This is a genomic window from Halorientalis sp. IM1011 (assembly GCF_001989615.1).
Lineage (GTDB): Archaea > Halobacteriota > Halobacteria > Halobacteriales > Haloarculaceae > Halorientalis.
Genome location: NZ_CP019067.1, coordinates 1850835 through 1864899, shown reverse-complemented (window position 1 = coordinate 1864899; position 14065 = coordinate 1850835). Strand labels below are relative to the sequence as shown.

At 67.4% G+C, this 14065-nt stretch carries 14 protein-coding genes and 1 tRNA gene; 7 read left to right on the top strand and 8 right to left on the bottom strand.

Annotation, left to right across the window (positions count from 1 at the left end; genetic code table 11):
- Positions 1-38: 38 nt before the first annotated feature.
- From BV210_RS09430 to BV210_RS09420, 3 genes are read left to right on the top strand one after another with little or no spacing between them, the layout of a single operon-like run.
- On the top strand, positions 39-668 hold the full coding sequence (locus BV210_RS09430; RefSeq protein WP_077206425.1) for a hypothetical protein: 630 nt from the start codon (positions 39-41) through the stop codon (positions 666-668).
- Positions 665-1567 (top strand): S49 family peptidase, encoded by a 903-nt coding sequence (locus tag BV210_RS09425; protein WP_077206424.1) that lies wholly within the window; start codon positions 665-667, stop codon positions 1565-1567. The genes BV210_RS09430 and BV210_RS09425 overlap by 4 nt, the downstream gene beginning before the upstream one ends.
- A complete protein-coding gene (locus tag BV210_RS09420) occupies positions 1554-2636 on the top strand; it encodes a hypothetical protein (RefSeq protein WP_077206423.1) in 1083 nt (360 codons plus the stop codon). The genes BV210_RS09425 and BV210_RS09420 overlap by 14 nt, the downstream gene beginning before the upstream one ends.
- Before the next feature lie 59 nt (positions 2637-2695).
- Here the strand turns inward: BV210_RS09420 and BV210_RS09415 are convergent, their stop codons facing one another.
- From BV210_RS09415 to BV210_RS09400, 4 genes are all read right to left on the bottom strand, one after another.
- Positions 2696-3601 carry an HNH endonuclease gene (locus BV210_RS09415; RefSeq protein ID WP_077206422.1) on the bottom strand — a complete coding sequence of 302 codons (906 nt, stop codon included), beginning with the start codon at positions 3599-3601 and terminating at the stop codon, positions 2696-2698.
- 107 nt (positions 3602-3708) lie between these two features.
- A tRNA-His gene (locus tag BV210_RS09410) sits at positions 3709-3779 on the bottom strand.
- 98 nt (positions 3780-3877) lie between these two features.
- Positions 3878-4543 carry a 2-phosphosulfolactate phosphatase gene (locus tag BV210_RS09405; RefSeq protein ID WP_077206421.1) on the bottom strand — a complete coding sequence of 222 codons (666 nt, stop codon included), beginning with the start codon at positions 4541-4543 and terminating at the stop codon, positions 3878-3880.
- Entirely contained in the window at positions 4544-5602 is a 1059-nt protein-coding gene (locus BV210_RS09400; protein ID WP_077206420.1) for a phosphotransferase family protein, read from the bottom strand. It abuts the gene before it with no gap.
- A 123-nt stretch (positions 5603-5725) separates the two neighbouring features.
- On the opposite strand from BV210_RS09400, the gene BV210_RS09395 reads away from it, so the two are divergent.
- The 3 genes from BV210_RS09395 to BV210_RS09385 all read left to right on the top strand — a co-directional run bounded on the left by BV210_RS09395 (position 5726) and on the right by BV210_RS09385 (position 8433).
- Complete coding sequence (locus BV210_RS09395; RefSeq protein ID WP_077206419.1) at positions 5726-6985, top strand: acyl-CoA dehydrogenase family protein; 1260 nt, start codon at positions 5726-5728, stop codon at positions 6983-6985.
- Positions 6982-7755: an SDR family NAD(P)-dependent oxidoreductase gene (locus BV210_RS09390; RefSeq protein ID WP_077206418.1), complete on the top strand. Its 774-nt coding sequence runs from the start codon at positions 6982-6984 to the stop codon at positions 7753-7755. Before BV210_RS09395 ends, BV210_RS09390 begins: the two co-directional genes overlap by 4 nt.
- Positions 7756-7977: 222 nt before the next feature.
- The gene (locus BV210_RS09385) at positions 7978-8433 is read left to right on the top strand and encodes a DUF5814 domain-containing protein (protein WP_077206417.1); all 456 of its coding nucleotides are present in this window, start codon (positions 7978-7980) and stop codon (positions 8431-8433) included.
- On the opposite strand, the gene BV210_RS09380 is transcribed toward BV210_RS09385, so the two are convergent.
- From BV210_RS09380 to BV210_RS09370, 4 genes are read right to left on the bottom strand one after another with little or no spacing between them, the layout of a single operon-like run.
- Positions 8434-8640: a hypothetical protein gene (locus BV210_RS09380; RefSeq protein WP_077206416.1), complete on the bottom strand. Its 207-nt coding sequence runs from the start codon at positions 8638-8640 to the stop codon at positions 8434-8436.
- Between the two features lie 43 nt (positions 8641-8683).
- Positions 8684-9487 (bottom strand): PAS domain-containing protein, encoded by an 804-nt coding sequence (locus tag BV210_RS09375; RefSeq protein ID WP_077206415.1) that lies wholly within the window; start codon positions 9485-9487, stop codon positions 8684-8686.
- Positions 9484-9624 carry a hypothetical protein gene (locus BV210_RS20265; protein WP_172824888.1) on the bottom strand — a complete coding sequence of 47 codons (141 nt, stop codon included), beginning with the start codon at positions 9622-9624 and terminating at the stop codon, positions 9484-9486. Before BV210_RS20265 ends, BV210_RS09375 begins: the two co-directional genes overlap by 4 nt.
- 4 nt (positions 9625-9628) lie before the next feature.
- On the bottom strand, positions 9629-9880 hold the full coding sequence (locus tag BV210_RS09370; RefSeq protein WP_077206414.1) for a HalOD1 output domain-containing protein: 252 nt from the start codon (positions 9878-9880) through the stop codon (positions 9629-9631).
- Positions 9881-10128: 248 nt separating this feature from the next.
- On the opposite strand from BV210_RS09370, the gene BV210_RS09365 reads away from it, so the two are divergent.
- A complete protein-coding gene (locus tag BV210_RS09365) occupies positions 10129-14064 on the top strand; it encodes a PAS domain S-box protein (protein WP_077206413.1) in 3936 nt (1311 codons plus the stop codon).
- Position 14065 lies beyond the last annotated feature (1 nt).

The following is a 14065-nucleotide window of genomic DNA, read 5'->3' as shown; positions in this document are numbered from 1 at the left end:
CATCATTATTACGAGGTCGAACCCGGCGGCGTGCCCTCATGGGCGTCGTCGGACTCGTGTTCGTGACAGCCGGCTGTCTCGGGGCCCCCGGGACAGCGGTCGACGATCCGGACGCCGTCGCGGACCAGGTCGAATCGCGCTACGAGACCCTCGACGGATTCGAGGCGACGATGATCCAGCGGGTCGCGGTCGGGACGGAGACCCGGACGACCCGCGCGACCGTCGCCTTCGACAAGGGCGACTCGCTCGCGATCGCCTACCACACCGGCCCGAACGCCGGCGAGGTCGCCGTGATCGAGAACCCGTCGACGAAGCTGTTCGCGGGCGAGCGTGTCGACACCGAGGCTGAAGCCAGCGCACGCTTCGGCACGGTCGCGGCCGACCTCGTGCGCGACAACGAGGTCGTCTTCGAGGGCACCGACAAACTCGACGGCCGCCCCGCCGCGGTCTTCTCGATCACGCCGCCCGAGGACGCCACCGAGAGCCAGCCCGAACGACGGGTCTGGGTCGACGCCGAGCGAGTGGTCCCGCTCCGGATCGAGTCGAACTGGACCGAGGACGGCGAGCAGGTGACCGAGACGATCCGCTTCCGGAACGTCTCGCTGGGCGCGCCCGCCGAGACCCCCGACGCCGGGACGGCCCCGGTCACCGGAGGTGGGACGGCGTGAGCCGCGATCCCGGTCTCCTCGACCGCCTCGGCGGCCCCGTCGTCGTGTTCGGCGTCGTCGGTCTCGTCGTCGGTGCCGCGCTCGTCCCGTACGCGTGGGGCGCGACGACCGACCCCGACGGCACCGTCGCCGTCGTCGAGATGCACGGCACCATCAACGGTGACACCGCCACGGCGGCCATCGAGGACCTGCGCGAGGCTCGCCAGAACGACTCGATCGAAGCCGTCGTCCTCGACATCAACAGCGGCGGCGGGCTGGCCTCCGTCAGCGAGCAGCTCTATCTCGCGGTCAAGCGGACCAGCGAGCAGATGCCCGTGAAAGTCGCCGTCACCGGGATGGCGGCCTCGGGAGCCTACTACATGAGCGCCCCTGCGGACGGCATCTACGTGACGCCGGCCAGCACCGTCGGCAGCGTCGGTGTCCGGGCGGTCGTCCCCCAGACCGGCGCGCCGGACAACCAGATCACGACCGGTCCCGACAAGGTCACCGGCGCGACCGAGGACGAGGCCCGCCAGCGCGTCGAAGCGCTCCGCCGCGCGTTCGTCGACAGCGTCGTCGCCGAACGCGAGGACGAACTCAACCTCTCGGCGACCGAGTTGTCCTACGCGAAAGTGTACTCCGGCACCCGCAGCGTCGAGCTCGGACTCGCCGACGAGGTCGGCGGGCTCGACGCGGCCGTGAATGCCGCGGCCGAGGACGCCGGCCTCTCCGACTACCGGACCGTCCGGAAGGAGTCACCGACCCCGAGTACGCTGAGTTCGATCGGACTGAACGGCTCCGGCGGGACGGCCAGCGACGGCGTCACCGTCGAGACGACCCAGTACCTCATGCTCCACGGACAACTGAAAACTCCCGACAGCGGGAACGTAACGGAGGTGAGCGCCGATGGCGGGAACTGACCTCCTGAAAGGGGTCGGCGTCTTCGCAGTCGTCGTGGTCGTCGTACTCGGCGCCACCGCCGCCACCGGGACGCTCCTCTCCGGGTCGTCCCCCGCTGGCGACACGGAGGCACCGGCCTACGACACCGAGTTGCTCCCGACCGCGGTCGACGACAACGGCACCGTCGAATCGCCCCAGAGCGACGAGACGAAAACCGTCGTCGTCGACCAGAGCCACGGCAACGCGATCGGCGAGAGCGACATGGAACCGCTGGTCGACGCCCTGATCGAGAGCGGCCACGACGTGCGGTTCTACGCCGGCGGCTCCAGTAGCGGCCTCGGAAGCGGCACCGGCGGCCTCTCGGGCGGCGATTCCGGCCTCAACGCGACGCTCCGGTCCGCCGACGCCTTCGTCGTCGCCAACCCCGCGAGCGCGTACACCACCGGCGAGATCAACGGGATCGAGTCCTTCGCCGACGCCGGCGGCCGCGTGCTGCTGCTGGCCGATCCGGTCCCACCGTCCTCCGCTAGCCAGTCGCTCCCGGTCGACATCCCGATCGGCACCGGGACCGGCACCACGACCACGCCCGGCCAGCCGACCAACCTCGCCGCCACCTTCGGCATCTCCTTCGGCGCCGGCTACCTCTACGACATGGAGACCAACGCCAACAACTTCCAGCGCATCTACGCCGAGTCGGCCGGCGACGGCGACCTCACCGCCGGCGTCGACCGACTGGTATTCGACGACGCGACCGCGCTGACCACCGACGGCGACGCGACACCGATCGTCGAGAGCGACGCCACGTCGTCCGCGACGCGCCGCGACGGCACCTATCCCGTCGCCGTCCGGACCGACAGCGTCGTCGCCGTCGGCAACACGAACTTCATCGCGCCCGACAGCGCGACCGTCGCCGACAACGACGCCTTCGTGAGTAACATGGCGAGCTTCCTCGTCGCCGGCGACAAACAGCCCGGCGTCCCGGAACCGACGGACTCCGCGACCGGACCCGGTACCGGAACCGGCGGCTTCGGCGACTCGACCCAGCCCGACACGACACCGACCCTGCCGGGTAACGGCACCTCGCCGTAGTCACTCCCCGGAGACGGGACTTCGCCGTAATCACTCGACGAGCGCTCTCTTTTCGGCAGTCACCGCACGGGCTGTTCGGGCCGCTGTGCCCGTCGGCTCCCGCTCTCGACTCGCCCCGCTCCCTCCGGGAGACCGGTGTGTGGTCCGTATCTCCGCCCGAACGGCACGTACGACAGCAGCCGCGCCTTCGGGATCACCCCGAAGTCGGCCTTCCGGTGGCAGTCGACACACAGCGAGACCACGTTCTCTTTGTAGTGGGCGTCTTCCTTCGTGAAACCACGCGCCGCCGCGAACACGCGCACCGGGACGATGTGATGCACGTCGGGATTCCGCCCGATCTCTGCTTTCGTCTTGCCGCAGTGGGTACATTCGTAGCCGTCCCGCTCCAGTGCGAGTTTCCTGATTCGGTTCCAGCCCTTCCCGTAGTTGCCCGTGTCGCCGCCTTCCCAGTTGGGGTGACCCTCGCCGGTGAACGATTCGGAGAGCCACTCGTATTGGCACTCGTCGCTACAGAACGTGGCCTCGCCGGTGATGTTCCATGGGTGACGCTCAACTGTTTTGCCACACGTCTCACAGTCGAGTTCGCGCTTGCCACCCCTCCAGCGGTAATGGTCCGAGCCCGTGATTTTCGGTGGATCACGCCAGTCTTCGTCTTCGACACAGTCCGCGCAGTACAGCCCCTCCTTGTCGGATGGATAGTACTCGAACGCCGTGCCGCAGATGTCACACTCGGTCGTCGTCTTACCGCCGCTGTAATTCGGATTGTTCTCGCCTGCGTTATCTCGGTTCTCGTACCGGCAGGCATCCGAGCAGTACTTGCGTTCCCACTCCGAGTAGAACCGAACGCCACACTCGTCACACTCACGGTTCGGTAGCTTCTCGTCGTGTGCGTGGCTATGATGGACAGCGAGTCCACGGCGACTGTCGAACCCCTCCCCGCACGTCGGACATTCCTCTTCCGGCATGGTCTGTTCTTTTACAAAGACAACACTTCATTCCGCGCCACCCACGGTGAAAGTGAAAGTGAAGAACGGAGTTATTCGGCGAGTGTTTGTAATGAATTATAATGTAGGTCCGGGCGCGGGAATTGAACCCACGTCGTATCCGCCACAGGGATACAGGATACCACTACCCCAGCCCGGACACGCAATTCAACGTAAGCCATCTGCACCTGAAATACGTTACGACTCCCGGAACGCCCTGCAACGGTGTGACAGGGCACTCGCCAGCTGCCAAACGCGTCACTCCCGGACGAACCGCCCATCGCGCAGTCGCGGCACCACGTCGCTGGTGTCGAACGCACAGAGATCCTCGACCTCGTTCTCGAAGCCAAGGCCCTGCAACCACTCGGCGGTGCCGCTCTCGCGGACCTGTGCCGCCAGGTCGTCGGACGTGAACGCGGCAGTTTCGTCGGCGTAGTGTCGGCGGATCAGCTCGACGCCCGCGGAGTCCTCGGGCGTGCGGTCGCCCTGTCGGCCGGCGGCGACCAGCCACACGTCCCCGTCGCGCTCGCACAGGTGATCGGCGACGGCGGCGGCGTTGACGGTGCTGCCGATCAGCACGTCGGCGTCGTCACCGATCCGGTGGACCGCGCGGGTCCCGTTGGAGGTGAGGATGCCCACCGGGCGGTCGTCGAAGTCCCGCTCGGCGATCAGCGAGGGCAGCGGCGAGCAGTCGAAGCCGTCGACGGGCTGGCCGCCCTGCTCGCCCACGAGGAGCGCGTTCTCGGTGTCTGCCTTGAACGCGCGGGCGGCGTCGACATCGGCGAACGGGCGGACGTAGCGAGCCCCAGCCTCCAGCAGGCGAACGACGCTGGTCGAGGAGATGATCACGTCCACGACGACGAAGGTCGCCTCGGGCGCGGGCTCTGGCACGTCCTCCAGTCGATCGACGGTGTGGACGGACATCTACAGGGGGCGCTCGCCCTCGATGATCTCGACCGCGTGGTCGGCCATCGTCGGCACGCCGTCCTCCATCATCTGGTAGAGCGTGTTGTCCGAGTTGCCCATCAGGTACCGTGCGAAGAACATCTCGCCCAGCGCGGCCATCTTGTACACCGCCAGCACGCGGTAGAACCGCTGGTTCTCGACGGCGACGCCCGTTTTCTCTTCGTAGCGCTCGACGAGTTCGCCCCGTGTCAGATAGTCCTCGTCAGCGGTGAAGGAGGGTGCCATCGTCTGCATCAGCGGCGTCAGGTCGTCCTCGGGGTCGGGCCAGAAGAAGAGCAGCCAGCCCAGGTCACAGAGCGGGTCCCCGAGAGTGCTCATCTCCCAGTCGAGGACGCCGCCGATCTCGGGCGGGGTGCCGGGCTGGAAGATGACGTTGTCGAGTTTGTAGTCGCCGTGGACCAGCGCGTGGGCGGAGGATTCGGGGACGTTGTCGTCGAGCCAGTCACCGATGCGGTGGATCTCGGGAACTTCCCGCTCCGCCGTCGTCTCCTCGAAGGCCCACTCGAACTGCTCGGTCCAGCGGTCGACCTGGCGCTGAGCGAACCCCTCGGGAGTGCCGAAGTCGTCGAGGCCCACAGTTTCGACGTCGACGGTGTGGATGGCCGCGAGCGTGTCGACCATCTCCTCGCCCACCTGCCGACGGGAGTCGGCGTCACCGAAGCGGTCGAGTTCGACGAACCGCATCACGTCGCCGTTCAGTCGATCCATGACGTAGAACGGACAGCCCATCACGTCGGTGTCCTCGCTCTGGGCGACGGTCGTCGGGACGGGCACGTCGGTGTCCTGCAGGGCGTGGACGACTTCGTACTCCCGGAGCACGTCGTGGGCGGTGTCGGCGGTCTCGCCCGGCGGCGGCCTGCGGATCACGAGATCGCGGTCGCCCCAGGTGACGAACAGCGTCTCGTTCGAGAACCCCTGATCGTGTCGTTCGACGTCGAACTGGTCGGTCTCGCCGAGTCGCTCAGCGAGGAACTCCCGCAAGCGCTCACGGTCGACGAGATCGGCTTCGTCTGGCATTGCCACCGAGTTGCATGGTCTGTAGTAAAGGAGTTGTCATCCCTGCGGCAAGACGAGAGAGGGTTAAATAATCCTCCCATGCGGGGCAGTACACCTAACCGACGAGTTTCGCACTGGTAGGGTATGGATCTCACCTACCAGGATTCCGAACGGGCGCGCGAGGTCGCAGAGCGGACCCGCGCGTTCGTCGACGAGGAAGTGCTGCCTCGGGAGCGAGAGCTACTGGGGCAACGCGACGCCGGGAGCGACGCCGACCGACAGGAGGAAGGGCGGGAGCTGATGGAGGAACTTCGCGAAATCGCCCGCGAACGCGACGTGTTCGGCCCGCAGATCCCCGAGGAGTACGGGGGTCTGGGCATGGCGTTTGCGGACCTGCTACCGGTCTTCGAACAGGCCGGCCGCTCCATCTTCGCGATGGGGGCGATGCACGTCGCCGCCCCCGACGAGGGCAACATGGAGATTCTCGAAGAAGCGGGCACCGAGGAACAGAAAGAGGAGTACCTCCGGCCGCTGGTGAACGGCGAGATCAGTTCTGGCTTCTCGATGACCGAGCCGATGGACGGGGCCGGCTCCGACGCCAAACAGATCAAGACGACAGCAACGAAGGACGGCGACGAGTGGGTGATCGACGGCCACAAGTGGTGGACGAGTTTCGGACACGAGCGCCCGGAGTTCCTGATCGTCGTCGCCCGGACCAACGAGGACGCCCACCCCTACGTGGGCACCTCGGCCTTTATCGTCGACGCCGACGCCGACGGCGTCGAGTTCGTCCGCGACATCCCACACATGGGCGAGTCCGGCATGGGCCACGCCGAGATCGTCTACGACGGCGTTCGGGTCCCCGAGGAGAACGTGCTCGGCCCAAAAGACGGCGGCCTCGCCATCGCACAGCAGCGCCTCGGCAAGGCCCGCCTGACCCACTGTATGCGCTTCATGGGGATGGCCGACCGGTCGCTCGACATCGCCAAGGCCTACATGGACGAGCGCTCGGCCTACGGCGACAAACTCAGCGAGAAGCAGGCGCTCCGGTTCGATATCGCCGACGCCGAGATGCGCCTGCACGCCGCGCGGACGATGGTACGCCACGCCGCTCGAACGATTCAAGAGGAGGGGCAGGCAGACACCGAGGTCTCGATGTCGAAGGTCTTCGCCGCCGAAACCGTCCAGGACATCGTCGACACCTGCGTACAGGTGTGTGGCGGCAACGGTATCGGCAAGGACCTCCCGCTGGCGGACTTCTACGAGAACGTCCGCGCGTTCCGCATCGTCGACGGGGCCGACGAGGCACACATGCGCTCCATCGCCAAGGGGGCCTTCGACGACGAGGAGATCGAGCCGGCGGAACTGGAGTACGTCACCCGCTTCGGAGAGCCACAGGGATGAGCACGCTCGACCGATTCCGACTGGACGACGAGGTCGTCCTCGTGACGGGCGCGGCCTCGGGCATCGGGAAGGCCATCGCCGAGGCCTGCGCGGACGCGGGCGCGCTGCTCGCGCTGGCCGACAAGGACGTCGAGGGTGTCGAGGCGGTCGCCGACGACCTCGACGCCGAGACACTGGCGATCCCGGCGGACGTCTCCGTCCACGAGGAGGTCGTCGCGATGGTCGAGGAGACCACCGAGGAGTTCGGCGGACTCGACGTGACCTTCGCCAACGCCGGCATCGGCCGCCTCGGTGCGACCGTCGACGAGTACGACATCGAGCAGTGGCACCAGGTGATGGACGTGAACTTAGACGGCGTGTTCTACACGATCCGGGAGGCCGCTGCGGTGATGGCGGAGGGCGGCCGAATCGTCACCACCGCGTCGGTCCTAAGTCAGATCGCGTCGGACTTCCCCGGCGTCGCGGCCTACGTCGCCTCGAAGGGCGGGGTCGCCCAGTTGACGAAACAGGCCGCCGCCGACCTCGGCCCGGAGGGCATCCGGGTCAACGCCATCGCGCCGGGGTGGGTCCACACCGGCATCGGCGGCGGTGCCTTCCGGAAGGACTCCGGTATGGACCACCTCCACGAACGGATGGAGGAGGAGACGATCATGGGTCGGCTGGGCGACCCGGACGATCTGAAGGGAATCGCCCTGTTTCTCGCCAGCGAGGCCTCCGCCTACTGCACTGGCAGCGTGATGACCGTCGACGGCGGCTGGACGACGACGTAGTCAGGTGTCGAGCGATTCCCCACAGACCGGGCAGGCCGACGAATCGGCGGCGAGATCGGTCGGCTGTCCGGTCCACCCGCACACGGGACACTGGATCGGTGCGTCGGGCATGCGGTTGGTCCCGACGACGCCGTGCGGAAAAGCCTGGCGACGGGGCTCGCCGCCGGTCGCTCCCGAGTTCCGAGACACTTTTGCGCGTCAGCCGCCAACGACGGGGTACGCGTGGCCATCACGGACAAGATCTACGTGAAGAACCACCGGCAGATCGCCTCCCAGCTAGAGACCTCCATCCCGAAGGGGGCGTTCTCGGGGGCGACGCTGGACATCCTCTATCAGGGCGACGGGCTGGCGAAACTCGACGACGCCACCCGCGACCGGGTGCTTGAGTTCGCCGAGGACTTTCTGGACTGTGACTGCGAGGCGAACCCCCACTGTGGCCACCCCGAGGAGAAGTTCGTCGACTACCTGCTCGAGTTGCGCGCGCAGGGACTCGGCCCGGACGCCATCGTCGACGTGATGGGGGACGACTACATGCTCTACGCCTATCCGGGCGACATCCTCTCTTTCCTCGACAATTCGGTCCGGACACTGGAGGCCGTCGAGGCGCTGGCCGACGTGGACGACGCGTCGGAGATGGCCGATCAGGCGCGGCGGCTTCGGCAGGATCTGGTCCGGTAGTTAGTCCTCCTCGAGAAGTCCCATGTCGTCGGCGACCAGATCGGCGAGGTGGTCGGCGATGTCGGGGTCGACCTGTGCGACCTCCTCGCCGTCGTGGAGCTGGTCGTTGTGGCGCTCGATGGCCTCGCCCACGTCGTCCAGCGGGACTCGCGTCGTGGTCCCGCAGTCGTCACAGAAGACCGGCACGGTGGGTTGGTCGTCTGACATCGGTACGTAGTCCTCGCCGAGCGGGCGGTATAACCCGGTCGGTTCAGGCTGCGTCCGCGTCGCCGTCGTGGACGATCACGAGGCTGTCGTCGTCGAGACGGACGATACTGGCCTGGACGGCGACCGTGCTGCCGTCCCAACGACGTGCGACGCACTCGCCGGTCCAGCGCCAGTCGTCCTCGACCGTCGGGAGGACGGTCGAGGCGAGGCGGTCGGCCTCGTCGTCGGTGTAACAGTCCTGCCACGGCCGTCCCTCGATCTCACCTGGGTCGTACCCAAGTCGCATCGCGTAGACGTGGTTGGCGAACCGGACGGTGCCGTCGGGATCGACGATGACGACGCCCTCCTGTGTGGCCTCGGCCGCCGCCAGACTCCGGCGCGCCGTGGCCCTGGTGTCCCGGTGGGCGACGAGTCGGCGGATCCGCTTGCCCAGCAGTTCCAGCGACCGGAGGCCGTCCTTTTCGAGGTAGTCGGTCCAGAACCCGTCGAGCGTCCGCTCGGAAACGTCGCGGAGCGACCTGACGGTAAAGAGCACGAACGGGAGCGTGGGGTCGCGCTCCCGGACGGCCGAGAGCAGGTCGTCGTCGGTGCGGGCGGAGCCGTCCAGGTTGCTGACGATGCAGTCGGCAGCGTCGAGGTGTTCAATCGCCGCCTCGGCGGACTCGACCGTGATGACCTCGAACGGCCCCTCGGCGTCGAGCGTCGACTCGGCCATCGTGGCGAACTCCGTGTTGTCGTCGGCGTAGACGACACGGATCGGGTCGATCGGGTCGGCGACGCCCGTCCCTGACAGCTGGCCGAGCCATTCCGGGCCGGTCGCCGGGACTTCGTACTGGTCCCCACTCATGGTTCGACCGGACTGGTGACGTCCGACTGGATCCAGGCGTGTTCGTTCTCGCTGTCTGCGATCATCGCGACGGTGGTCGAGCCGATGTCGTACTCCTCGTACGTATCCCCGATGCGCCGTCCGTGGTCGTCGTTCATGGTATCAGGCCTCGGCCGACCCGCCGACATCGACGTGACCGTCGCTCTGTACGGTCACCGTGGTCCCGTCGTAGGTGAACGTGACCGCGAGGTCGTCGGAGTCACTGGCACAGAGTTTGTCCAGCGCTTCGAGGTCGATCTCCCAGTACAGCGGGACGTCGAGTTCGGTCGGGTCGACACCGCGTGCGTCCGCGATCGATTCGATTACGCGGGTACTGATTCGCTCGACAGGCTTGGCCGGTGCGTGTGCTTCCATACTCGTTCCAAGAGCGGTCAGCGGTATCCACCTGCTCGGCATATGCCGAACGGACACCGTGTTCCGGACGCTATATGTATAGCCCCGGCGGCCGAGACCACGGGACGGGAGCCGGTCGTCGCCGAGCCGGCCCGCTGGTCGGAGTCGGGTTCTCGCGGTCGGTATGTGCCCGCGATCGGTCGTCAGTTCCGTGCCGAGTGGAATCGGCGACGTGTATATTTTTCAACCTGCTGTCCGTAGAATGGCGAGTGTGCGCTCGCGTCCGTCGCCGACCGGTCGAGAGGGAGCGACCGGGCGAACGGCGGCACTGGTCGCTGGCGGTCGCGCTCGTGGCCGTCGGCACGGTCTGGGTAACGGTCACCGGGGGACCGTGGGCCCAGGAACTCGTCGGGACAGCGAGTGGTGACGGCGTTTTCCCGCTCGTCGCCGGACTCGCGGTCGGGCACGATGCCGACGGTGCCATCCGCCGACTGATCGAGCAGGTCCGGCGGCTCGAGGCCGGCGAGTACGATCTCGACCTGCCGACCGACCGCGAGGACGGGCTCGGCCAACTCGCGACCGAACTCGACGACCTGGCCGCGTCGCTGGCCGCCGACGAGCGGTCGCGATCGGACGACGAGAAGCGGTTCGAGGCGGTCTTCGAGGACCCGGGGATGCTCGTCGGTCTGCTGGATCCCGACGGGACCCACCGACACAGCAACGAGACGGCGATGTCGTATATCGACGCCGACCGGGACGAGGTCGACGGCGTCCCCTTCTGGGAGACGCCGTGGTGGGAAGCCCACGACGAGGCTCAGCGGATGATTCGGGAGACGATCGAACGGGCAGCAGCCGGCGAGTACGTCAGCTACGAGGCGGATCTCACCGACGGGTCGGGTGATCGATTCTACAGGGAGGGGACCGTTCGCCCCGTCACCGAGGAGGGCGAGGTGGTGTCGCTGGTCGTCTCGGCCCGCGACGTGACCGAACGCGAGGAGCAGAAACGCGACCTCGAACGGTACCGGACCCTCGTGAACGCGATGCGGGACTCGGCCTGCATCTACGACGAGGACGGCCGGATCGAGGTGGCGAACCGCGCGCTCGCCAACTTCTACGAGACGACGCCCGAGGAACTGAAAGGGAGACGCAGTTATCTCGTCGAGCGACTCCGGGCGGAGAGCGAGGGCGACCCCTACCGGGAACTCGTCGAGGGGAACCGGGACGAGCTCTGCGGGGAGTACGCAGCGACGTACCCCGAAGCCGGCTACGCGGTCGTCGAGTATCGAATGACGCGGCTGACGGTCGACGGCGAGTTCGACGGCATCGTCGCGATCGCACGCGACATCACCGAGCGCCGGGAACACGAGCGGCGACTGCGAGCGATCGTCGAGAACACGCTCGATCCGATCTACATCAAAGACCGAGAGGGGCGGTATCAGTTCGTCAACGAGGCCGGCGCGGCGTTCCTCGACCTCGACCGGGACGAGGTGATCGGCAAGACCGACCGGGACCTGTTCGATGAGGAGGGAACGGTCGCGATCGAAGACGACCGAGAGGTCCTCGAAACCGGCGAATCCATCGTCGTCGAGCGGACTCGACGTATCGACGGGGAGGACGTCGTCTTCCTCGACAACAAGTATCCCTACCGCGACGAGGACGGCGAGATCGTCGGTGTCATCGGGATCAGCAGAGACATCACCGAACGCAAGGAACGCGAGCGAAAACTCCGGGAGCGCGAACGCGAACTCTCGACGTTGATGGGCAACATCCCCGGGATGGTGTATCGCTGTACGAACGAACCGAACTGGCCCTTCGAGTTCGTCAGTGAGGGCTGTCGGGCCGTGACCGGTTACGACCCCGAAACCATCGAGTCCGGGGCAGTGAGCTGGAGCGACGACGTCATCGCCGGCGACAACGAGGAGCTCTGGACCGCCGTCCAGCGGGCCATCGAGACCGGCGATCCCTTCCAGGTCACCTATCTGATCGAGGACGCCGACGGGGAGCGGCGGTGGCTCTGGGAACAGGGCCGCGGCGTCTACGACGACGCGGGCGATCCGGAGGCGCTCGAAGGCGTCATCATGGACGTCACCGACCGCAAGGAGCGCCAGCGGGAACTCGAACGGGCGAAGGACCTGCTCGCCCTCGCCGGCGGGATGGCGACCATCGGCGGCTGGTCGGTCGATCTGTCCGGCGACCCACCCTACACCCCCGAGTGGACCGCTCAACTCTACGAGATCTTCGAGGTCTCGCCCGACCGGGACCTCACCGTCGAAGACGTCTACGAGTTCTACCACCCCGACGACCGCGAGCGAGGGCGGCGAGTCGTCGAGCGGGCGGTCGAAACCGGCCAGGGCTGGGACGAGGAGCTTCGGATCGTCACCGCCGAGGGAGCAAAGCGGTGGGTCAGGACCATCGGCGAAGCGATCAGCGAGGACGGCGTGACCGTCGAGATTCACGGGTCGGTCCAGGATATCACCGACCAGAAGCGTCGCGAACTGGCCCTCCGGTCGCTCCACGACGCGGCCCGACAACTGCTCGGCACCGAGACGGAGGCCGACGTGGCGGACCTGGTCGTCGACGTGGCGACGGAAGTGGTCGACACCGACGCCGTCGGGCTCTACCTGTTGAACAGCGAGACGAACACGCTCGAACCGACGGCGGTTACGGACGCCTTCGCCGACCGGTGGGACGAGGCACCGTCGGTGGCGGTCGGCGACGCCGACTCGCTGATCTGGAACACGTTCGTCACCGAGACCCGGACCGTCGTCGAGAACGGCGACGTGACCGACGATACCGGGCTGTTCGACGGCGTCCGGAACGGGGTCCTCGTCCCCGTCGGCGACCACGGCGTGTTCGTCGCGCTCTCCCCGGCGGAGCGGATCGACGCCACCACCCGCCAGCTCGTCGAGACACTCGTCGCCACGACCGAGGCCGCCCTCGACCGGCTGACGAGCCAGGCGACGCTCCGGGAACGCGACGCCGAACTCGAAGCCCGGAACGAGCGGCTCCGCCGGCAGATGCAGATCACCGAGATCATCCGCTCGATCGATCAGTCGCTGATCGGTGCGGCCACCCACGAGGAGATCGAACGGGACGTCTGTGAGCGACTGGTCGCCGACGACACCATCGGCTTCGCATGGATCGGGGCGCTCGGCCCCGACGGCGAGTCGGTCACCGCCCGCGAGTGGGCCGGCGACGGCGAGCGCTACCTCGACGCCATCTCCGCCGACGGCTCCGCCACCACCCCGGAGCCGGCCTGGCAGGCCGCCCGGACCGAATCCCCCGTCGTCGTCGAGAACGTCGTCGACGACCTGCAGCAGGAGGGGTGGCGCAAGCCCGCGCTCGCCCAGAACTTCCACTCCGTCGTCGCCGTCCCCCTCGTGTTCGACGAGTACTCCTACGGCGTCCTCGCGGTCTACGCCACCGAACCCGACGCGTTCGGCGACCTGGAACGCTCCGTGTTCACCGAACTCGGCGAGTCCATCGCCAACTCGATCACCGCCGCCAAGACCCGTCAGGCGCTCCACGCCGAGACGCTGCTCGAACTGGAACTGGCACTCACCGATGCCGACGACCTCCTGGCCCGCATCGCCCGCGAGGCCGACTGCCGGGTCGAGTACGAAGGGCTGGCCACCGTCCCCGACGACGACGACCGGGTCTTCTTCCTCGCCCGCGACACCGACCCCGACACCGTCCGTGCGGTCCTCGCCGACCTCGTCTCCGTCACCGACACCCGACTGGTCAGCGACGCGGACGGACTCCTGTTCGAGGTGACGACCGCCGCCCCCCTCGTCGCCGCGAAACTCGTCAGCCACGGCGGCCGCCCCCAGTCCATCACCGCCGACCCCACGGGGATGGACGTCGTCGTCGACCTCCCGACGAGCACCGACGTGCGCGAGTTCGTCGAGATGCTGCGCGAGGACAACCCAAGCGTCGAACTCACGGCTCGACGACACGTCGAGCGGCCGACCCAGACCAGACGGGAACTCGTCACGACGCTGTTCGATTCGCTCACCGACCGCCAGCGCGAGGTCCTCGAAACCGCCTACCTCGCGGGCTTCTTCGAACAGCCCCGCGAGACTACTGGCGAGGAGCTGGCCGAGATGCTCGGTGTCTCACAGCCGACCGTCAACCGACACCTCAGACTCGCACAGCAACGGCTCATGGAACAGTTGTTCTCGACCGGTGAGAGAGCAGAGACCTAGA

What these genes read in the sequence shown, in the direction of transcription:
- BV210_RS09430 (WP_077206425.1), top strand. Translation starts at nt 39, where the DNA reads ATGGGCGTCGTCGGACTCGTGTTCGTGACAGCCGGCTGTCTCGGGGCC.
- BV210_RS09420 (WP_077206423.1), top strand. Translation starts at nt 1,554, where the DNA reads ATGGCGGGAACTGACCTCCTGAAAGGGGTCGGCGTCTTCGCAGTCGTC.
- BV210_RS09415 (WP_077206422.1), bottom strand. Translation starts at nt 3,601, where the DNA reads ATGCCGGAAGAGGAATGTCCGACGTGCGGGGAGGGGTTCGACAGTCGC.
- BV210_RS09405 (WP_077206421.1), bottom strand. Translation starts at nt 4,543, where the DNA reads ATGTCCGTCCACACCGTCGATCGACTGGAGGACGTGCCAGAGCCCGCG.
- BV210_RS09400 (WP_077206420.1), bottom strand. Translation starts at nt 5,602, where the DNA reads ATGCCAGACGAAGCCGATCTCGTCGACCGTGAGCGCTTGCGGGAGTTC.
- BV210_RS09395 (WP_077206419.1), top strand. Translation starts at nt 5,726, where the DNA reads ATGGATCTCACCTACCAGGATTCCGAACGGGCGCGCGAGGTCGCAGAG.
- BV210_RS09390 (WP_077206418.1), top strand. Translation starts at nt 6,982, where the DNA reads ATGAGCACGCTCGACCGATTCCGACTGGACGACGAGGTCGTCCTCGTG.
- BV210_RS09380 (WP_077206416.1), bottom strand. Translation starts at nt 8,640, where the DNA reads ATGTCAGACGACCAACCCACCGTGCCGGTCTTCTGTGACGACTGCGGG.
- BV210_RS09375 (WP_077206415.1), bottom strand. Translation starts at nt 9,487, where the DNA reads ATGAGTGGGGACCAGTACGAAGTCCCGGCGACCGGCCCGGAATGGCTC.
- BV210_RS20265 (WP_172824888.1), bottom strand. Translation starts at nt 9,624, where the DNA reads ATGAACGACGACCACGGACGGCGCATCGGGGATACGTACGAGGAGTAC.
- BV210_RS09370 (WP_077206414.1), bottom strand. Translation starts at nt 9,880, where the DNA reads ATGGAAGCACACGCACCGGCCAAGCCTGTCGAGCGAATCAGTACCCGC.